Origin of the sequence: Anaerotignum propionicum (assembly GCF_024461735.1) — a bacterium.
Lineage (GTDB): Bacteria > Bacillota > Clostridia > Lachnospirales > Anaerotignaceae > Chakrabartyella.
The window spans coordinates 18852-40034 of record NZ_JANGAD010000005.1 but is presented as its reverse complement, the minus strand read 5'-3'; the positions used below and the strand labels follow the sequence as shown (position 1 = coordinate 40034).

Annotated in this window: 19 protein-coding genes and 1 pseudogene; 2 read left to right on the top strand and 18 right to left on the bottom strand. The window is 36.5% G+C overall.

Translation table 11 applies throughout. The features are described from left to right. Positions 1 to 24: 24 nt before the first annotated feature. From NE558_RS07990 to NE558_RS07980, 3 genes are read right to left on the bottom strand one after another with little or no spacing between them, the layout of a single operon-like run. Positions 25 to 1221, bottom strand: coding sequence for a restriction endonuclease subunit S (locus tag NE558_RS07990; protein WP_256149491.1), 1197 nt, complete (start codon positions 1219 to 1221; stop codon positions 25 to 27). Continuing rightward, positions 1221 to 3797 carry a type I restriction-modification system subunit M gene (locus tag NE558_RS07985; RefSeq protein WP_256149490.1) on the bottom strand — a complete coding sequence of 859 codons (2577 nt, stop codon included), beginning with the start codon at positions 3795 to 3797 and terminating at the stop codon, positions 1221 to 1223. The genes NE558_RS07990 and NE558_RS07985 overlap by 1 nt, the downstream gene beginning before the upstream one ends. A 41-nt stretch (positions 3798 to 3838) precedes the next feature. Next, positions 3839 to 4027 (bottom strand): helix-turn-helix domain-containing protein, encoded by a 189-nt coding sequence (locus tag NE558_RS07980; protein ID WP_256149489.1) that lies wholly within the window; start codon positions 4025 to 4027, stop codon positions 3839 to 3841. 755 nt (positions 4028 to 4782) lie between these two features. Between NE558_RS07980 and NE558_RS07975 the strand changes: the two genes are divergently transcribed. Next, a complete protein-coding gene (locus tag NE558_RS07975) occupies positions 4783 to 5052 on the top strand; it encodes a hypothetical protein (protein WP_256149487.1) in 270 nt (89 codons plus the stop codon). 623 nt (positions 5053 to 5675) lie between these two features. On the opposite strand, the gene NE558_RS07970 is transcribed toward NE558_RS07975, so the two are convergent. The 9 genes and pseudogenes from NE558_RS07970 to NE558_RS07925 form a co-directional block, all read right to left on the bottom strand. After that, positions 5676 to 6278, bottom strand: a complete 603-nt coding sequence (locus tag NE558_RS07970; RefSeq protein ID WP_256149694.1) for a class I SAM-dependent methyltransferase — start codon at positions 6276 to 6278, stop codon at positions 5676 to 5678. Between the two features lie 612 nt (positions 6279 to 6890). Next, complete coding sequence (locus tag NE558_RS07960; protein ID WP_330643430.1) at positions 6891 to 7283, bottom strand: putative immunity protein; 393 nt, start codon at positions 7281 to 7283, stop codon at positions 6891 to 6893. A 67-nt stretch (positions 7284 to 7350) separates the two neighbouring features. After that, a pseudogene (locus NE558_RS07955) lies at positions 7351 to 7499 on the bottom strand (IS30 family transposase); the annotation flags it as partial. A 92-nt stretch (positions 7500 to 7591) separates the two neighbouring features. Then, positions 7592 to 7942, bottom strand: coding sequence for a carboxymuconolactone decarboxylase family protein (locus tag NE558_RS07950; RefSeq protein ID WP_256149484.1), 351 nt, complete (start codon positions 7940 to 7942; stop codon positions 7592 to 7594). Positions 7943 to 9203: 1261 nt separating this feature from the next. Next, positions 9204 to 9590, bottom strand: a complete 387-nt coding sequence (locus tag NE558_RS07945) for a RidA family protein (protein ID WP_256149483.1) — start codon at positions 9588 to 9590, stop codon at positions 9204 to 9206. 21 nt (positions 9591 to 9611) lie between these two features. Beyond that, positions 9612 to 10139 (bottom strand): 2-oxoacid:acceptor oxidoreductase family protein, encoded by a 528-nt coding sequence (locus NE558_RS07940; RefSeq protein ID WP_256149482.1) that lies wholly within the window; start codon positions 10137 to 10139, stop codon positions 9612 to 9614. Then, complete coding sequence (locus NE558_RS07935) at positions 10139 to 10885, bottom strand: thiamine pyrophosphate-dependent enzyme (protein ID WP_256149480.1); 747 nt, start codon at positions 10883 to 10885, stop codon at positions 10139 to 10141. Before NE558_RS07935 ends, NE558_RS07940 begins: the two co-directional genes overlap by 1 nt. A gap of 14 nt (positions 10886 to 10899) precedes the next feature. After that, positions 10900 to 11946, bottom strand: a complete 1047-nt coding sequence (gene vorB, locus NE558_RS07930; protein WP_256149479.1) for a 3-methyl-2-oxobutanoate dehydrogenase subunit VorB — start codon at positions 11944 to 11946, stop codon at positions 10900 to 10902. Positions 11947 to 11960: 14 nt separating this feature from the next. Further along, a complete protein-coding gene (locus NE558_RS07925) occupies positions 11961 to 12173 on the bottom strand; it encodes a 4Fe-4S dicluster domain-containing protein (protein ID WP_256149478.1) in 213 nt (70 codons plus the stop codon). A 414-nt stretch (positions 12174 to 12587) separates the two neighbouring features. Between NE558_RS07925 and NE558_RS07920 the strand changes: the two genes are divergently transcribed. After that, a complete protein-coding gene (locus NE558_RS07920; protein WP_256149477.1) occupies positions 12588 to 13388 on the top strand; it encodes an IclR family transcriptional regulator in 801 nt (266 codons plus the stop codon). 379 nt (positions 13389 to 13767) lie between these two features. Here NE558_RS07920 and NE558_RS07915 read toward each other — a convergent pair whose 3' ends face one another. From NE558_RS07915 to NE558_RS07890, 6 genes are all read right to left on the bottom strand, one after another. Beyond that, the gene (locus NE558_RS07915; RefSeq protein WP_256149476.1) at positions 13768 to 14949 is read right to left on the bottom strand and encodes a M20 metallopeptidase family protein; all 1182 of its coding nucleotides are present in this window, start codon (positions 14947 to 14949) and stop codon (positions 13768 to 13770) included. Then, positions 14942 to 15868, bottom strand: coding sequence for a DMT family transporter (locus NE558_RS07910; RefSeq protein WP_256149475.1), 927 nt, complete (start codon positions 15866 to 15868; stop codon positions 14942 to 14944). Before NE558_RS07910 ends, NE558_RS07915 begins: the two co-directional genes overlap by 8 nt. Positions 15869 to 16327: 459 nt before the next feature. Further along, the gene (locus NE558_RS07905) at positions 16328 to 17305 is read right to left on the bottom strand and encodes a threonine/serine dehydratase (protein ID WP_256149473.1); all 978 of its coding nucleotides are present in this window, start codon (positions 17303 to 17305) and stop codon (positions 16328 to 16330) included. A 138-nt stretch (positions 17306 to 17443) separates the two neighbouring features. Continuing rightward, on the bottom strand, positions 17444 to 18508 hold the full coding sequence (locus NE558_RS07900) for a DctP family TRAP transporter solute-binding subunit (protein WP_256149472.1): 1065 nt from the start codon (positions 18506 to 18508) through the stop codon (positions 17444 to 17446). Between the two features lie 35 nt (positions 18509 to 18543). Beyond that, a complete protein-coding gene (locus tag NE558_RS07895) occupies positions 18544 to 19731 on the bottom strand; it encodes a M20 metallopeptidase family protein (RefSeq protein ID WP_256149471.1) in 1188 nt (395 codons plus the stop codon). A 182-nt stretch (positions 19732 to 19913) separates the two neighbouring features. Continuing rightward, a complete protein-coding gene (locus tag NE558_RS07890) occupies positions 19914 to 21182 on the bottom strand; it encodes a TRAP transporter large permease (RefSeq protein WP_256149470.1) in 1269 nt (422 codons plus the stop codon). Position 21183 lies beyond the last annotated feature (1 nt).

Sequence of the window (21183 nt, the reverse complement as noted above, 5' to 3'; positions counted from 1 at the left end):
TCCTTTACACGAATCATAAGCCATTTAGATAAACATTTTTTCTAATAAGGCTTTTTTGATGTTTTTTAGTTTGTCAAGCTCTATTTTTCCTAAGGTAATGAGGTTATCCACGTTATCCAATAATCTCGCAATCTCTTTCTGCTCTTCTACCGTTGGTATGCTGATAATTTTATTTTCCATTCCACTTTTCGTAATATGAACCATTGTTGATCCATTTTTATCGGATGTAATTTTGTCCCTGTCATTATTAAGCAAGTGAATAGCAAAATTCTTATCAAGCATATCCGACAAATTTATTTTCCAAATATGATAATGGAATATCACTTTATCTCCGTACCATATATGAGGTCCAAATGTCGCTGACCATGTGTAAAGTAAGTCACCATTTTTAGCATAATACTTATCACCCAATTCTAGGTTAGAATAGTACCAAGCACCATTTGTATAAAAATTTCCAACACGAAGAACCTTATACGTTCCCTTATCTAACAATTCTTCTTGTTTATAGGCTCTTCCGTTTACAAATTCGGCCAAATCACATAATTTATATTCTTGCCATTTGCCACTAAACCCCTTGAAGCGTATTTCAGGAGTATCTGCTCCATCTTTAGGGAACATCTTTTCAAGGCAGGCTTTTTTCATGCTAATCAACTTGTCATATTTGCTTTGGTTTAATGCAATCAGATTGTCAATGTTTTTGAAAAACTCACTGATTTGGGCTTGTTCATTTTCATCGTCTGCAAAGAAAAATGACATCTTTCTAAATGCACCAGTGGTTATTTGATTTATAGTTGCACCTAAGTTTTTTTCTATTTCTTTACTAAATTGATTTGTATCCAATAAAGCATTTATGAAACCCGGTTGTGTTGAGTGCAAACCTGTCATAAAAGCTCCTATAACAGTATTGTCCATTTTACTTTTTATCTGTGCATGTTTACCAATCAAAGATCTGGAACCATTTCTCACAACAACAACAATGTCTCCAACGGCTACATTTTGACTATTTACTACGTCTGTATTAACATAAACATTGTCAGCGTTAACAATTTCTCCGTTTTTAACATTTGAAGAACGAAGTACAAGTGTACCGCCATCTTTAACAACATTTGATGGGGAATATGTCAACCCACTATAAAAGGTAACTTTGTCTTCCAAATCATTCTGACCCCAATCTCCATAAAACCCTTTAAATCTTACATCAGGCTGTTTTTTCTCGCTCATTATTCCTCACCCATCAAGAGCGACTTAAACTCGCTTAAGCCTTTCATATCAAATTCATTTCCCTCAAGCTGGTCGATTAAGTCGCAAAGAGCCTCCTCTGTCTGCTTTATCTGAGTTTGTACTGCTTCATATGTGGTTTCGTATTTGTCTGCAAGTGCTTGTATCTTGCCCACAAGCTCATTGAAGACAGTGTTTGGCATAGCATATAGGCTATCTACCAATGGCACAATCCACTTTTGCTCCAGTAGCCACAATACCTGCTCATCAGTTAAGGTTTCGATGGTCTCCTTGGTCAAAATATGCAACGCAGCAGCATCCTTTTTTACGGCTGCTTTTAGTTCTTTTTCTTCTTTCAGCAGTTTATCTACTTTTGTTAATGTTTCAAATAGAGCTTTGGTTTCTTCGGTGATACCATCACTGCGGAGTTCTTTTAGCTTTGCAGTAACTCCTTTTGCCACAAATGCAGTAGTGGCATCATTTAAAAAGTCGCCTTCTTTTTCTTCTTCGCTTAGGCTGTCGATGCTTTCTTCGTACTCTGAAAGTATTTCACTTAGCCTATTTTCTTCTGCCTTTAGTTTGTCAGTTTCTTCTTTTAACAATGTGCCTTGTACTAACTCAAAAGGTATCACATGACCAACAAATCCATCTTGTACTTCGGTATCTTTTCCGTCTTTCTTTTTAATGACCATATTGGGGTCAACTTGTTTTGTAACGGCAAAGCCCTCAGTTTGAATAATTTCAAGGTCAACGGCAATCTTGACCCATTCATCATCCAAAAGCTGATACGCCTTATACTTATCTATTAAAGGCAAGGTTTTAACTCGTTTAAAAATATCGTCACTCAAAACAGCTTCTTGCTTTGAAACGGCAAGGGACTCCATTTTTTCAATCAACTCAGCTTTCAAGAAAGGAGCTAGACTTTCAAATGCAGTATTAAAATTTTGTTTCAGTGCCAACACGTCGGCATGGCTGGTAATGGCTGTTTTCACATCTTCGCACGAAATATCCACATAAGGGGTATCTGATTTTGTAAAAATACTTTCTTTAAGGGTAGGGAAAGCCTCCCAATATTCTTGTAAGCTTTCAATTTCAGCCATAGGAATACCACCAAACATAGAGGCATAAATATCCCATGTTTCGCCCTCATCAAAGGAATCTACATATCTTGGGATATTGAGGTTGTATTCATTTTTACGGATTGTGTCACGGCTAACCAATGCTGCATATTTGGAAATGCTTTTTCTTTTCGATACTGCATCTGCAATTTTTTTAATGTCTGATGCACGTAGTTTATTATTTTTGCCCTCTTTTACAAATCCTTTTGAGGCATCAATAATTAAAACGTCACTGCTATCACGCTCTTGCTTTAGTACCATGATAATAGTTGGAATGCCCGTTCCAAAAAAAATATTAGCTGGAAGACCGATAATGGCATCAATGTGGTTGTTTTCAATTAAGTTCTTACGGATTTCACCCTCTTCACCGCCACGGAAAAGAACACCGTGTGGAAGAACAATGGTCATGATGCCATGCGGTTTTACATGGTATAGGTCGTGAAGTAAGAAAGCAAAATCAGCCTTTGTTTTTGGTGCCAATCCAAACCTTGCATAACGTGGGTCAGTTTCTTTATTGGCAGGATCCCATTTTTGAGAGTATGGAGGATTAGATACTACTGCATCCACATACAACGGGTCGTAAGAATTAATAGGGTCATTTTCATCAAAAAACGGCCAATCTTCTTCTAAGGTATCGCCATTTCTTGTGATAATGTTATCTGGAATAATGCCACGCATTACCAAGTTCATACGAGTAAGGTTATATGTGTTTTGCTTTAGCTCCTGTGCGTAATATTGAATATTGTCTTTGCTTTCAATATGTTTCGCTACTGCCTTACCAATATTAATCAGCAATGAGCCAGAACCGCTTGTTGGGTCATATATTTTAATTTCATTTTTGTCTTTTAAATTTTCTGCAACAATTTCCGCCATAAGAACGGCAACTTCATGTGGGGTGTAGAATTCACCGGCTTTTTTGCCTGCATTTGCTGCAAACATGCTAATTAGATATTCATAGATAAACCCTAAAACGTCATAATCTTGTTTACCGTCCATAGGAATATCTTTGATTAACTGAATAAGCTCGCTAACTGACTTGGTCTGAGCCGCCGCACTTTCACCAAGTTTAGAAAGCCCTGTTTGCAGTGTATAAAATACACCGTCGAACACCTTTTTGTGGGTTTTATTTATTAAACGACTAAATGCCGAAAGTGCATCACGCACATTAGAAATATCAAAATCTTTACCCATCGAAATCCATGATGAGAATAAATCCTTATAGCTAATAAAATAGCCAATACCGTCTTGAATGAATTTTACTGTTTCTTCATCGTCTTCCACAAGATTTTTTATATCATTTTCAGTAAAGTCATTCTCTTTTAAAAACTTAAGTTCTTTATCTGATAGGTATTTGTAAAAGATAAATCCTAAAATATAGTCTTTATAATCATTTGCCTCAATTTTGGAACGCATCGCATTAGCTTGTTCCCATATTTTTGACGCAAGTTGTTGTTTGTTCATATACTCACATTATCCCTTCGTTTATTAGTTAATCACTAAAGTTAGTTTCTTTCTTCAGCTGCACCGCCAGATTTTATCCATTGATCCACCTCAGTAACATCAAATCGCCAAAGTCTACCTACTTTATGTGCGGGCATATTTTTCTTATTTATCCAATTTAATATGGTCTCACGGCTCACTTTTAAATAATCGCATATTTCAACCAGTGTCAACCATTTGCTTTCAGTCATAAATAGCCTCCAATTCAAATTGCGCAAATGTGTTTTTTTGTATAATTTTAACATCTTTTTTGATAAGTTTCAACAAATTAAAGTGGATTTATACGTAATAGGACTTAATACGACATATTTAAATATAAAGCATGGTGGACTTATTATAAATAGTTTTCGGCTGATGTCATAATCTATGCCCCAAGAAATAATAAATTTACAACTTTACTTCTTCTCTATTTTTTACCTTTCATACATACTACATTCCTTTCAATATCTTTAAATTTTTTACCAAATTAAATATAGAATGCGATTTCACTTTTTAAGTGAGGTACAATGTTTGTAGCCAACAAATAAAAATTTGCAAATAAATGAAAGGCACTGAAAAAGTTTCTTGAAATCTAGCGTCTTTGTAAACCAAGGTACAATCGCTTTTGCATATTAAATTAATGTAAGTCTTACATCTCAATCTGAAATTAAATTGGTTTCAATTTATTTACAGTTAAGAGGATGAAGATATTAAAATACAAATATTTTATAAAATATTATTTAACAAACAATCTTGGCAAGCAATGCCTGCCAGTACACACTGGCAGGCGCTTGTTGGGGAAGTATCCCCAATCCCCACTAAAACACAATCAGCCTCTGTTGTGTTTTTAATACTCTCATTTTGAGAGTAGCAGCACCTTGCTTCGCTAGCGGTTTATAAGGACTGCTCAGTTTTTTTCTTTTGCTGTTGTTCCTCTTTTTCATCAAGCTCAAGGAGCTGTTCAACATTGGCTTTCGCATTCAAAATTTCCTGCATTTCTTTTTTTAAAGAATTATATTTAGAGTATTACTTTTTCTTCTCAGCAAAGAGAGTAGCATACTCTATTTTTAGGTCTATTAATCCACATATTCCCAAAGAACTTTTTTCATTATCCATTACAACTGTCATCATGGAAATGTTTAGATGGTGGCTAGATCAAGAAAAATACTCTGAAGAAGAAACAGCTCATATATTTATTGAACTACTGATAAATGGATTTACAGAACTGGCTAAATAGCCCTTTCTTGTAATAACTTTAGAGCGATATAAGTGCAATGTTAAACCAAATTTCTGATTATTATTGTTCAGCAAGCATGTTGATTTTAAACTATCCTAGTATATTAAAAATATTATTTGTTATTTTATCTCTCCTTATGGGAAAACTCCTTGCATAAATGGTCAATTGGATAATCTTTGATATATTTAATATCATCTTTTTTTGTCTTCTTAATTTTTTCTCTATAATTATTAGACACTTCTCATTGGTAAAAAGTTGATAGCAAAAAAAATCTTATAGAAATTATTTTTACTAAAGTAGTTCAAACTTTCCTCGGATTACTTAACATATTTTTAATCTATTTTAAAAGGGGCAAAAACCGTCATTTTTCCATCCGATTTTTGCCCCATATTTTCTTCAGAGCCACAGCATATTGTGGTTATGTTCTATTTTATTTCTTTGAAACACCCTTTGTCATCTGTTTTGTATACTCAAGGGTTTCAGTTGTTATGGTTATTAAAAAATGACACCCGATTCCTTATTTTTCAACGTTTTTGCTACATTCCAGTAGGCAAACACATTCCGTATGCCTTGAGTAGACAATAAGGATGCCACTTGAGCCTAATGGGGCCTAGGCGAATACTCTATTTCTTAGAATCAAGAATAAACAATGATGCATCATACCCCATGAACATTTTACTTCCGGTATAAAAAGTTTTAGATTGAATATCTTTGTATCCTATTTTTGACAAAATATTAGTTAACTCTTTTTGATCAAATCCGTTATGAACCATATCTGAAACAATTTTTTCATTTATATTGAAATCTACGATTAGTAAATGTCCGTTTTCTTTTAGAACCTCATATAATTTTGTTAAAAGTAATTTAACATCATTAATATGGAGCAAAACTTGAGCCATAAAAATATAGTCAGCATGTAAATCCGAAAGGCTTTCTTTTTCAAAGTCAAAGCATAATGTAGCTGCATTCTGTATATTAAAACTAGAAATTTTTTGCCTTATTTGATTAATCATGTTTTGTGACGAATCAAGAAAAAGTATAGAATTAAAATCACTTAACAAGTTCATTCCAACAAGACCAGTTCCACACCCAAAATCAATAGCATTCTTACTTTTAGCATCTACTAAAAATTCACGAATGGCATTTGATGATTCTTCTGCAATTTGGATTCTTTCATGAGTGTCATATATATTAGCTATCATATCAAACTTATCCGTATTCCCCATTACTACCACTCCAATCCACCTTAATAAAAATCTAATATTATGTTTTATCCTCAATTGCTGCTCATCACTGTTACACTTCTGCCATCTCCACATTCCATCGTGCTACTTTTTTCTTTTGTCAATGCATAATACACTTCTCTAAAGTTTCAATGATTGTATTGACCGATTCTTAACTAAACAAAGGATTTTGTCGATGTGATCCATGGTGATTACCTCTCTCACTAATTTCATCTTCTATCAATGATTTTGAAATACCCATCGCCTTTATTATCTTTTCGAAGCGAGTATGATGAGAGTTTCCATCCTTAAATTTCAACTGTGCCTTTTCACATTTACTAATAATTGAGGATATGGGTTTTAGTGCTTCTGTTAAATCTTCTTTTGTATATCTATTCGCAGCTTCATCATGCATTATGAATGATTTTGAGATATATAGTGCTTTTATCCTGTTCTTAAGAAGTGTATGCTGGGATGTACCTTCTATAAATTGGGGATGTATTTTTTCACATCTGCTGATGGTTGAAGCAATTATTGAAGTGCTTCTTCTAGTTCTTCCTTTGAGTAACAGTTCATAAGATCCTCCATAAGTATTTCTTTCCCTTTAGGGTATCGTCAGCATTTCCAATTTGTTTTTGCAGGATTTTGTTCGTTCTCCACAGCAACAGCACGTAAAGCCCCTTCCATATGTTCGCACTCCTGGGCGGCACATTCCTCGATTTCTGCGAAAGGTGTATCCTTTCCAAGCTGTTCGTAGGCAACTGCAATGGCTCCATAAAAGGCGAGCCCTATGCAATGCTGTGTAGAATGAATGGTTGATGCACATTGACCTATCGCTCTAGCAGAAGCTTGAGCAACAGGATTTCCTTCTGCTTCACGGGCGGCAGCGTGGTACTCAAGTATTACCGATTTCGCCTGAGGCAGTTTAACTGCACCCAACAGCCATTCACTGGCGGCTTTTAGTGCATTTTGGGGACGCTGGTCATGGGGATAGTACTTTTGGTCTATATAGCAACTTATAATATTCTTTCTATATTTTTTTCCTAGTTTATCAAGAATATGATTTGATGAATTGTCAAGTCAAGTGCGCCACTTCGTGTAGAAAAACCTGAATTGGTGATTTCCGGCCAAGGAATTGCGAGGTCTGGAGTTAATAAGAAACAGATTGTGAGTTAAATCCTCTTGGCTCACCGGAGCCAGATTGGTTTTCTTAGGATAAAATTCTCACAGAAGACCGTTAATTTTCCCCGATAATCCCGTCTATCCCGTCCTTCAAAAAAAGGAGCGATTATTTTAAAAACGCTCCCCGTTTATATTTATTTAAATTCATTTTCAAATTCCGCAATGCTCTCTTTTAATAAAGTAACAGAGTATGCCATGGATGGACCACCACCAAAAACAACTGCAACCATAGCAGCTTCTAAGATTTCTTCCTTTGTTGAGCCGGCTTCAAAAGCTTTATAGGTATGGTAAACAATGCAATATTCACATCTAGTATAGCAAGCAATTCCTACACTCATCAATTCTTTGATCTTCACGTCTAATGCCTTTGGTTCGTAGGCTGCCCCAAGCAGCCCCATAAAAGCATTCACCATTCCACCATTAGTTTCACCAAGGCTTCCAAGTCCACCAACAAAGTTATTCAATATTTCTCTTACATTCGCCATTAAAATTCCTCCTTTAATTTTGCCCAATTTGTTAGTATACTTACTTTTAGTATATCAACTAATTCATTCTGCTTATTAATCTTAAAACAATAAAGTTTTTCTATTTTTTCTATAACCACGATTATTCTAATTTTACAAAATAAAAAAAACCTTTTCAAGTCCAGCATTTATATTTATTATTCTATTGATTTTTCTATATATTATTTAAGCATTTTCTTAAAACATTATAGAAAATTTTTACTTTTTCATTCGAATATTTTCTAACAGTAAGTCGCTAAATTCTTGCTCATAGTGCATTAAAGTCAGAGCCTTAAGCCGCCGTCCGGCTTCCGTAACTCTAAGATTTTCACTCGGTTATCTTTATGCTTTTCAATCCTTGAATCAAACCATATCTTTCCATTCTACAGTCTTGCTAGAGAAGTATCCTGAATAGTGCAGCCAATTCCTCCTGGCTCATTTCTTATCCGTATTTGTCAAAAAATACAGAGCTATCCATTGTATTCTGGTTGATCCATATTTTATCATGCGTTTAAAGAAATTCTCGATGACATTCTTAATTGCCTGACGTAGTTACAAAACCAATACTTTTTTGATAAATCTAAGTACAAGTTTTATATCAGTATTTCTCAGCGCGCCAACAATCAAACGTTAAGACCCAATAGGGTTTGATGCTAATTTGTATTTTGCAAAAGCTCAAAAAAGAACAAGCATCAGCTGAAAAATGGAATAAAAAGTCCGAAAAGCTTTTTAAGCTTTTCGGTCGTTTTGTCTGTCAGAAGTAAACGATAACCTTATCACGCCGGAGACTTAGATATCATGGGCCACCTTAAAAATATACGTTTAATCACGCTCCACAGGGAGGCTTTACTCAAAGTTGCTAACCTTATAGAATGCATTGGAGGCAAGGCTTTTCCTTGGAAAACTGCTTATTTGTATAGCAAGAAAACCTCCAAACCGAGCAATAATAATTGCAACAGCTTGAAGGTTTCATCATTGGGAAGACTTCAGTTACCAAGAATAGGCACTATTCCAACGCAGAGCCCTAGCCCATACTTGGATTTTCTCATTGGTGAATGCCTATTCACTGAAAGATTGTCTAAGTAAATTTCAAAATTTGAATTTTAGATATTGCATTCAATTCAGCCGTGGAACTGCAATAAAACTACCACGTAACGGGTGCCGAAAATGAATTATGTTTACGCTTAAGGAAATATTGACATAGCACATACTGTGAAATCTTGTCTTTTGTTATCATATGCAATTAGTCTAAGACAGCAATGCCATCTATTTCAAGATTTGCTCCGCCCATAAAGTCTTTCACCGCCATAGCAATTCTTGCGGGAGGGTTTATAGGGAAGTATACTTTGTAAATTTCATTAAAATCAGCAAGCATACTTAAATCTTTTACGTAAACCTGCATTTTAACAATATTTTCAAGGGTGCCACCTGCTGCTTTAATTGTATGTTTGATATTCTCAAGAGCCGCTTTTGCTTCTATTTTAATGTCACCATTACCTACAATTTCGCCGGTAACTGGATCATCACCACAAGCGCCAGCAAGAAACACCAAGTTTCCGTGCTTGATAGCCTGTGAATACCAAGCCGTAGGTTTTGTGGCCTTATCAGTATAAATCATTTCGCTTTTCAAATAATCTGCTCCTTTCTAAAGTTATTCCTTTGTGAAGAAATAGCCTGCCTCCAGTGCTTGAATATTCACATCAACCAGCTGAGGCTTCATTTTCTTTTTCAAAACTTCTCGAACTTCATCAAGATTAACTACATCAAGGGTTTTAACAACCGCACCTAACGCTACCATGTTAGAGGATTTTGCACTACCAATCTTTGTTGCGATTTCAGTAAATGGTATCTCAAACACGTTAATGTCTGTTCTTTTTGTTACAAGGCCAATCATAGAACTGTTAATAATTAGTGTCCCACCGACTTTGACTTTGTGTTCATAGTCTCTAAAAGATTCTTCATCCATAACAAGAATTGTATCCGCCTCGGAAATAACGGGTGAGCCAATTTCCTGGGAAAGAACAACCTGACAGCTTGCTCTGCCGCCTCTTTTTTCCTGGCCGTAAGCCGGAGCAAGGGTTACGTTTAATCCCTTAGCAGCAGCTGCTGTACATATAAGTTTCCCCATTAAAATTGTTCCTTGACCACCAATTCCGGAAAAAATCATTTCGCTTTTCATTATTCACCCTCCTTTGGCGCTTTGAAAACTCCCAGTGGATATTGATTTAATACGCTTTCGCCAATCCACTCCAACGCCTTTACCGGTTTTACACCCCACCCTGTGGGGCAGGGGGATATTATCTCAACAAAACTTAAACCATTATCCTCCAACTGATATTGAAAAGCTTTTCTGATGGCTTCTTTTGTTTTTTTAATATTCCCTGGGGAATTCACTGCAACCCTTTCGCTATAGTAGCAACCATTCAAGTTGCCGATAATCTCAGCCATGTTCACAGGATATCCAGCGTTATCGGCACTTCTGCCAAATGGAGAGGTGCTGGTTTTTTGTTCCATCAACGTTGTAGGTGCCATTTGGCCGCCTGTCATGCCGTAAATTGCATTGTTGACGAAAACCACTGTAAACTTTTCTCCTCTAATGCCTGCGTGCATAATTTCCGCCATACCTTCGGAAACCATATCACCATCGCCTTGATAAACCACTACCAAGTTATCCTCCAATGCTCGCTTGATTCCTGTGCCTGTTGCAGGTGCTCTACCATGCAATGCACAAATTGAGTCTACATTAAAATATCTATCTGCATAAACTGAACACCCGATGGGCCAAATCATAATGGCTTTTTCAGATAACTTTTCTTCTTCTATTATTTCAGCAATGAGCTTATTGATAATACCATGACCACAGCCACCGCAATATTTCATATATTCATCTGTAAGAACTTTCGGTCTTTCATATACTGTTTTCATCCCGTCACCTCCAATTATTTTATGTACAATTCCTTTATCTTTTCATATAATTCCTGAGGCGTAGGCGTAATGCCGCCAAGTCTGCCAAAAAAATTTACCTGCTCTTTATTCTTCACATTAAGCTTAACATCTTCAACCATCTGCCCTGCACTAAGCTCAACCACAAAATATTCTTTGTCTGGATATTGCTCAAATGCTCTTTTTGGGAAAGGCCACAGAGTAATGGGTCTAATCATACCAACCTTTATGCCATTCTCTCTAGCAATATGAATTGCAGTCAGTGCAATTCTGGCAACAGAACCGTACGCCACAATTATGATATCCGCATCCTCTGTTTCGTACTCTTCCCATCTCTGTTCATTTTCTTGGATAGCATGAAATTTATCCTGCAAATCTAAGTTAAACCTTTCCCACTGCTCCGGTCCTAAAGCACAGGTAGTAATAACGTTATGTTTTCTTGCCTTTGCTCCTGTGATTGTCCAAGGGAAATGATTTTCAACATTGATTTTTTGGGGCAATTCTACATTTTCCATCATTTTGGAAAGCATACCATCACTTGCAACAACCACAGGATTTCTGTATTTTTCTGCAAGTTCAAAAGATAATCTCCCAAAATCAGCCATCTCCTGAACGGAATAAGGTGCAAGAACGATAGTATAGTAGTCACCATGTCCCCCACCCTTTACAAGCTGAAAGTAGTCTCCTTGGGCTGCAAGTATATCGCCATCAGCGGGACCCGGTCTCATAACATCTACGATTACTGCTGGCAAGCCGGCAGCTGCCATAAAGCTCATTGCTTCACAACCAAGGCTGAATCCAGGGCCAGAGGTTGCTGTCATTACTCTTTTACCTGTTGCTGCAACACCTGCAATCATGTTAAAAGCAGAAACTTCCGTTTCGGCTTGAACAAACACCAATCCTTCTGTAGGTGCTTTTTTCGCATAATATTCTGGCATTTCACTGGAAGGGGTAATTGGATATCCGAAAAAATATATACATCCAGATCTAATTGCTGATTCTGCAAAGGCTTCATTCCCTTGCATAAACACTTTCTCCGCCATTATAATCCTCCTTTTTAAATATCTTTTTCAATTGTAATTGCTGCCTCAGGACAAACAGTTGCACAAATTCCACATGCGATGCAATCCTCTAAATTTTCTGCTACTGCTGAATAGTAACCTTTTTTGTTTAACGTATCCTTCTTTCTTAAAATGGTTTTCTTGGGACAGAATGTCATGCAATATTCACATTCCTTACAAATTTCTTCATTCACTGTAACTTTGTTCATTTCTTAGCCTCACTTTCCTGATTGATGATTGGTGATTGATGATCGAAGCAACTTATTCTAATATATAGAATACAGTATATATATTTAGAATTGTATTGTGTTTATTATACAGAATGTAGTTCTGATAGTCAATATCTCAGTACAAAAATTGAAAAATTATTTTTTAATATAACCAATTTTTACTTTGTTTTTATATTAAAAATGGGCATTTCTTGTACTTCAAAGAAATCCCCAACTTTTCCAACAATTTATTTATATCCAGTTATGATTTTCTGTTTCAATATTTACAAAGAAATGCTTTATTCTAATTATAAAAATAGTATTTTATATATTGTCACCTTCTGGTTTATGTTTACAAATGGTACGTCTTCATCTATAATGAATGCAACATATAAATTTCGAGGTGACACAAAAATGTCTAATTTTTTAGAAAATTCAAGCTACAAGCCTAAATATCCCGTACAGACTCTGGGTAAAGCACTAGATGTATTGATATATATTAAAAATAACGCCTCTGCTGACGGCGTGAGCATTGCAGAGTTAAGTGAGTACTTAAATATGGGTAAAAGTACAGTCCATAGGCTTTTAGATACCCTTTTAGCCTATAATTTCGTGGAAAAAACATATGCCAACGCATCCTATAAGCTAGGCTGGGGTATTTATGATATTGGAAGCACTGTTCCCTTTCAACACTCCTTAAATAACACCAATTTATCCCCCTTATTAGAAGAGCTTTGCAACGAGTGCTCAGAAACAATTAACTTTGGAATTATGAATAATAATAGTGTTGTTATTTTGTACAAAGCAGAACCTAACATCAAAATTAGAGCCAATGTAAATATCGGGGGTAATGAACCCTTCTACTGTACTGCCATCGGAAAACTATTTTTATCTTCCTTATCGGTACAGGAGGTTAAGGAATATTTTATTCATTCAGATATTACGAATTACACAAACAACACCATAACCACCGCAGAAAAAATGATTCCCGAACTGGCTAAAATTGCTCAAAATGGATATTCCATTGATAATGAGGAATTTTATGCCGGTTTAATTTGTGTTGCTGTTCCTGTGTATGATTATAGCGGAAAAATTGTTGCCGGTATCAGTATTAGCGGGCCATCGGAACGAATGGTTCAGAAAAAGATAGATGATGTTTTACCTAAGTTAAAAAAATCATGCGAAAAGCTATCTGTTCATTTTGGGTATCGGTAAAAAGAGCCATAAAATTTTGATTTTCAAATATCATTGCCAAAATCCTTAGTGATTTTCGCTTTCAAATTATACTATTTCGTGGGGTGCAACTTCAAATTTTCCAGCCTCCTGATTCGATAGATATCCTTTCTATAAGCCATAAGGTTGTGACGGAAATATACATAGAAAGTTTAAAGTAAGACAGTATGCTCTCAAATTTTATTCTTTGAAATCTGAATGATGAGAAGCCATTTTAAAAAGAAAAACCCCTCTATGATTATTCATAAATCATAGAGGGGTTTTAAGATTGCCCATGCCAAAAATGAAGAAGACTCATTCCAAAACGTAAAGGATGACTAAAATATAAAATTGCGTAATGGGTTTTTTCTAAAAAATCTTCTCATTCATTCAAATATTTTATTGCGGCTCTAATATGCAATTCCGCACTAAATTTCATAATCTCTTCATCAATACTAAACTGGGGATGCCCTTGGGGATATATGTTGCCTTTTTCCTTATTGTGTACACCAAGAAACGTCATAACCGATGGTACCCTATGACTTACTTCTGCAAAATCCTCTCCCATTAGTCCCGTGAAATTATCAATATTATACTCTGTCCCAAATGTGCTTATTGCAGCGCTTTTCATAAGATATACTAAATTTTTATCATTTATCAATGAGGGATTACTGGGAATAAATTCGACTTTATATTCCATTGAATACGTGTCACAAATACCTCGAATCACCCTTTTAAATGCTGACATCACCTTCTCTTTGTTTTCCTTTTCATCAGGGAATAAGAATCTAATTGTCCCCCCCATTTTGACCTCATCAGAAATAATCGTTCTTGCTGTTCCCCCCGAAATTTGCCCAATCATAATTACCATAGGATGCATAGGATTATATTCTCTAGTTTCCAGAAACTGAAGGGCATCAATGATTTTTGCAGCGCACATAATTGCATCCTTCCCTGTATTTGGTGCAGAAGTGTTCCCTGATTTCCCATAAACCGTGATTTCAAACTCTTCCGTGGTTCCCAAAACGGCGCCAGCAGTCAATCCCAATCGACCAGACTCAATGGCACCCCAATGTCTTAATGCAAAAGCCGCATCAACCATTGGGTTTTCTAAAATTCCATCGTCAATCATAGAAAGCATCCCGGCTTCTTCCTCGTTGGGTTGAAAAACAAACTTTATGTTTCCTTTAAACTCATCACGGTGTCTAGCAAGAACCTTTGCTATCACCAAAAGCACCGCCATGTCCCCATCATGCCCAGATGCATGCATCACACCTGCTGACACCGAAGAGAAAGAAAGGCCTGTTTTTTCCTGCATAGGCAAGGCATCCATGCTAGCACGCAATAAAATTGTTTTTCCTGCCCCCCTCTTTCCATTTAAAATGCCGACAACACCCGTTCTGGATATATTTTTTACTTCCATATTTAATTTTTTCAAATAATCATATATAATCTTCGACGTTCTAAACTCCTTAAAACCAAGCTCCGGATTTTCATGAAAATCTCTTCTTAGAGCAATCAGCTCACTTTCAAAGCCAATGACTTCTTTTTTTAAATCAATCATAATCTATCTCCCCAATATTTGTTGATTTTACTGCTTTTCTTGATGAAGATATGTTTAAAAAACATACTGCACTTATCATAAGTGTTATACCCAAAACCTTGAAAAAGGTAATCGGTTCGTTATAAAAAATGATACCGGCAACTGATGCAACCATTAACTCAAACGTAGAAATAACCGCTGCAACGCTTACCTCGACCTTTGAAAGTCCTTTCACATATAGCATATACGGTATAACTGAAACAACAATAGCATATAAAACCATAATGGGCAATGTATTCGTCTGAAAAACTTTTATAACCGTTGTAATAGGATTCGCAAGAACACCCATAAAAGCCGAAGCAATCATAAAGGTATACAATGTGACGGTTTCTGATGAGTACTTATTTAAAGATCTCTTCCCTATGACATCATAAATAGAAAAGCCTATTCCTGATGTTACTCCCCAAAATAACCCCTTTGGCGTAAATACAAAATTACCTGCAGAAAATACACCTGAAATACTTAAACAACCAAGAATAGTTAACAGTATAATGAATATCTTTATTAATGTAATTTTTTCCCTAAGAATAATAGCAGAAAACAATAGTACAAAAGAAGTTTTTGTATAAAGCATTGCGCCTGCAATTCCAACACCAACTTCATTTGCTGTAAAAATATAAGATATCGAATAAAGAGAATATCCGAAAATACTAATTAACGCCAGATCAAAAAGATCTCCTGTATTTTTCAACTTAAATATACTTTTATCTTTCCTACAGAAAAAAGCAATTAGAATTAGCGTTGCAATAAATGTTTTAATAAAGCCCATTTCAATAGGCGTGAAGCCATAGAGGGTAATTTTTTTTGTAAAGACACCGCTTGTCCCCCAACAAAAAGCAGCAACAAGTATAAATAGTACATAAAGTCTACTTTCTTTCATATAATCTCCCCTTAAAAGATACCCACTATGAAATAAATCCATATTCAGTAAAAATGCTCAAATTAACACAAAATACAACTTGTTGTCATTTTGTGTTGCATAATTAAAATAGGTCTATCTTTCACCTATCATGTGCTTTATCCACAGTCTATTTAAGTATGAACACTACCATTCCATAAGAATCCATGAGAAAACCGAGTATGTTCCTCATTTTAAGTTCTAAATTTAACAATGAAATCAGACGCAAAACAAGTCTAAATTGCATCTCTTTGCTATTTCCTCCTCATTTTACACGTAAAATTTCAAGACAAAAGTCTTATATATAAGTACTTTCTTGCTATAAAAAACAGGAAAATTATCATTTACAACTTAAATAAATCATAGACTAGTTACCTTCCCTCATAACATCACATTGAAAAAAACCCTACGCAAAAGCATTACGAAGGATTTTTTTCTGTATTAAAAATGATCATTCACAATTCGTTTTACATGAGACATTGGAATACCACATCCAGTTACAATAATAGCAACATTGCTACCGGGTTTGATATAACCTTCTCTCATAGCAAGTGCAATTCCCGTTGCACTTGCACCCTCAACTATTAAATGATGATTCTCCATAACATAAGCGATTCCTTTTGCAATTTCTTTCTCGCTCACCTGGACTGTCTCATCAACAAATTCCCGTGTGATATCAAACGTATATTTGTTATCCAGGCCAATTCCTCCAAGGAGACTGTCTGCCAGGGTCTCTTCCTCAGGCATTTCAATTGGATGTCCAACCTTCAAACTTTCAATCATAACTGCAGCCTTTTCGTGGGAAACACCTATGAGTTTCGCATCAGGAACGGTAAGCTTAAAACCAAGTGTTACGCCCGACATAAGACCACCACCAGAGAGAGGAACGATGGCCGTATCAATTTCAGGGCAATCCTCAAGAATTTCAAGGCTAATGGTACCCTGTCCGCAAATTATCTCTTTGTCATCAAAAGGAGGTATTACTACAATACCCTCCTTTTCCTGCAATTCATAGCAATATACACCAGCAGCATCCTGTGAATCCCAGTTCTGCAAAATTGTAGGGTTCCATCTTCCAATGGCCTCTACTTTAACTGCAGGCACATTCTTAGACATACAAACTGTAGCATGAATGCCTAAGCGGCTAGCTATATGAGCAACCGCCATACCATGGTTTCCCGTTGAAAATGTAGATACGCCCTTTGCTCTTTGCTCATCTGACAAACTTAAAATTTTATTTGCAGCACCCCTAACCTTAAATGCTCCAATTGCCTGAAGATTTTCAAGTTTAAGGTAGATATTTGCCCCTGTTCTTTCGCTTAACTCAGGAGAATATACGAGGGGCGTTCTTGTTATGTAAGGAGCAATTCTTTTTTTCGCCCTCCAAAAATCTCTTGATGTAATATTTTTAACCTGCATAACTTCCTCCAAATCCGTAAAATGTGATTTTTATATCCGCCCAAAGATTAGCTCTTCAGGCAGATGTATATTGCCACACTTTTTTATTACAATAAAATTATTGAAAGCTTATTTTTAAAGCTTTTTAGAATTCATATATCATTCTGCTTCAACGGCAGCAACCTCTTCAATTAACTTGTCTAGAATTTTACCACCGTCTTCACCTACGATTTTTTTGTATCGATCGTATGCCTTCTTTGCCGCTTCCTTGTAGGCTGCTCTTTCTTCATCTGTAAGTGTCTCAACAATAATATCAGATCCAGCTGTAATCTTATCCAAAGCTCCACCGTTCAATTCTTCCTGAATTTCAAAAGAACGAGGAACCATCTCTGCAACTGTGTCTAAAACAATCTGCTGAATATCCGCGGGCAGTCCCTCAAAAAATGTAGGGTTTACACATGTTGCTGTGATATACAAATTGGAATTTGCTTCTGTTAAGTACTTCTGAACCTCGTGAAATTTAGAAGTATAGATCGCACTTGTAGGATTTTCCTGACCTTCGATCATATTCAGCTGTAATCCGGAATAAACCTCTGTATAGCTCATAGGTGTGGGGTTGGCGCCGTATGCTTCATAAGCTGCAATAATCATAGGAGATTGCATTGTTCTAAATTTCATGCCCTTAAAACCGTTGATGTCTTTTAAGGACTTATTGGATGTCCAAGCCATTGCTCCCTCTGTCCAAAAACTCAAAGGTTTAATTTTTCTTTCCATATATTTGTCATGCAGCATTACATTTAAAGCCTCACTTGTCTGCAATACCTTCTGGGTTTTCGCCCAATCCTGAGGGAACAGGAAATGCAAGGAGAACAGCTGATTTTCAGGAACTACTGTGCCTGTGTTACCGGGGCTAACAATAGCAAATTCCAGTCCACCATTCTGAAGCAATTCGCATTGCTGTAAAGCATCACCAATCTGACCAACGGGGTAAATTTCAAGATTAATTCTACCATCGGAATTATCATAGAGTTTCTGAGCGAATTCTTTTGCATACACATCCTGCATGTCACCTTCGTACTCCTCATGAGCCAATCTCCATGTATACTGCTCTTTCCCATCATTTTCTGCACTTGTTGGTGTGGCACTGCCACCACCTGCACAACCACTTAAAACACCCACTGCCATTACACTTGCCATTGTCATTGCTAAAACTCTCTTTTTCATGATTACTCTCCTCCTTATAACTCTTTTTTATTGGTTTATTTGTTTAAGTAAGCCAATACACTTCTCACTTGAAGCTCAACACCATATTTCATCATGCTTTCGTCAATATCAAATTGAGCATGATGATGAGGAAAATTACTTTTCTTGTCGGCATCTGCAATGCCTATCCAAGTCATAACAGAGGGAACTCTATGGCTAAATTCTGCAAAATCCTCCCCTGCTAGGCTTCTAAAATCATCAACATTATCTCTTGTTTCGAACACTTCAAAAGCAGCATCTTTCACCAAAGAAACCATTTCGCTGTTATTAAAAAGAGATGGATTGCTTGGAATATATGTAAGCTTATACTCCAGATCGTTGGCTATGCAAGTGCCCTTAATGACCCGTTCAAATGCTTCCAACACCTTTGGCTTGTTTCTTTCTTCATCAGGGAAAAGAAATCTGATTGTACCACCTAGTTTTACAGTTTCAGTAATAATATTTCTGGCTGTTCCTCCATTTATAAATCCAAACATCACTGAAATAGGCAATAAGGGATTAAACTCACGGGTACCCAGTTGCTGAACAGCATGTACCACACTGCAAGCGCCTAATAAAGCGTCCTTTGCTGTATGCGGAGTGGAGGTATGCCCAGCCTTTCCGATAATCTCTAATTCAAATTCTTCTGTTGTTCCAAGGATTGGACCTTCTGAAAGCCCAATGCGTCCTGTTTCAATAGGGCTCCAAAGATGCAATGCAAGGGCGGCATCCACATGAGGGTTTTCCAGTACACCTGCTTCTATCATCTTCAAGGCTCCGGCTTCCTCTTCATTTGGTTGAAATACAAATTTTACATTTCCCTTAAGCTTATCTTTATGCCTACAAAGTAACTTCGCTGCAATCAGTTGAATGGCTAGGTGTGCATCATGCCCACAAGCATGCATCACACCGGGATTCTTGCTTGCGAAGGAAAGCCCTGTATTCTCAGTAACAGGCAGTGCATCCATATCTGCACGCAACAATATGGTTTTACTGTTTTCTGATGTAACTCCACCTTTCAAAGTAGCAACAACGCCGGTGATTGTGACAGTTTCAACCTCTAGACCAAGTGCTGTAAGATAGCCACATACTTTTTTTGAAGTCAAAAATTCTTGATACCCAAGTTCAGGATATTCGTGAAAATCACGCCTTAATGCAATCAACTCTTTTTCGAGCTCTGCAACTTCTTTTTTAATGTCAAACATTATTATTTTTCCTCCTAGACAGCCTTGCTTTCTCCATTCAAGCAAACGGTAGGTTTGCTGAGTATAATCTGTGGCTGACATTTTTGACAATCACTGCAGTAAGGCGAAGCCTTACTGCATGTTCTTTATCTTTTGTTCTTTATCTTTTGTTTTTCACCCAAAATTTAGATTCTATCTAATGGTTAATTAAGTAAAAATAGCGAAAGCTGTGGACATAAGATTACAATTAAAGTTATAAACAATAACATAATCAAATAAGGAGGTAGCCCTTTTACAATATCTCCGTACGGCCGATTGAATATTGCACACCCCGTAAAAATATTGCATCCAAAAGGAGGCGAAACAGAACCAATGGCCGCCTGCAATGTGATAATAATACCCAAATGAATCGGATCAATACCAGCCTTCATTGCAAGAGGGAAGAAAATTGGAGAAAGTATAATTATAACAACCAAAGAATCCACAAACATACAACCAATAAAGAAGAAGATTGTAACTGTAATCAAAATCTTTAATGCAGAAGGATCCACGCCTAAAATTGTGGAAGTCAACATCTGCGGTATCTTTGCGTAGGAAATAACCCAAGAGAATAACTGACCACCTGATACCAAAATAAACACTGCACAAGTAACAACTGCTGTGCTCAATGCAATTTTTTGCAAATCTTTTGTCTTTACATTTCTATAAACCAGCATCTCAAGAATCAAAGCATATAAAACAGCGATTGCAGATGCTTCAGTGGGACTGAAAAATCCACCATAAATACCAATAAAAATGATAATAGGGAAGCCCAAAGGAAGAATCGCCCTTTTGAATGCTGCCAATCTTTGGGGCCATGTTGCTTTTTCCTGGCAAGGCATTTTTTTGAATTTTGCAAACAGATAGCTGTACACTGCAAAGAAAATAAACATCAATATGCCAGGGCCAACGCCGGCAATGAAAAGATTGCCCACGGAAGAACCGGTAACAACAGCATACATAATCATGGAAATGCTTGGAGGAATCAAAAGCGCAATAATTGCTGAACAAATAATCAAGCCTGAGCTATCGCTATCTTTGTATCCTAATTTTAGCAGTCGCTGACGCATAGGTCTGCCAATCGCTACTACTGTCGCCTGTGTAGAACCGGAAATTGCACCAAACATTGTACAAGTCGCAGCTGTGGTAATTGCCATACCACCATGAATATGTCCAACAAAGGTTTCAACTAAATCCAGCAATCTTTGCGTAGTGGAACCTGCACACATAATATCAGCTGCAAAAATAAACATAGGCACAGAAAGAAGCACTTGCGCCGAAACACCCGCAATGAGCTGTTGAACTGACATAGATAAATCCATATTAGGCATAAAGCCAATCATAACCGCCAAGGGTGCGGCAACCATTGGAATGACCATAGGGAAATTAAATAATAAAAAGAAAACCATCAAACCCAATAATAAACCTACCATT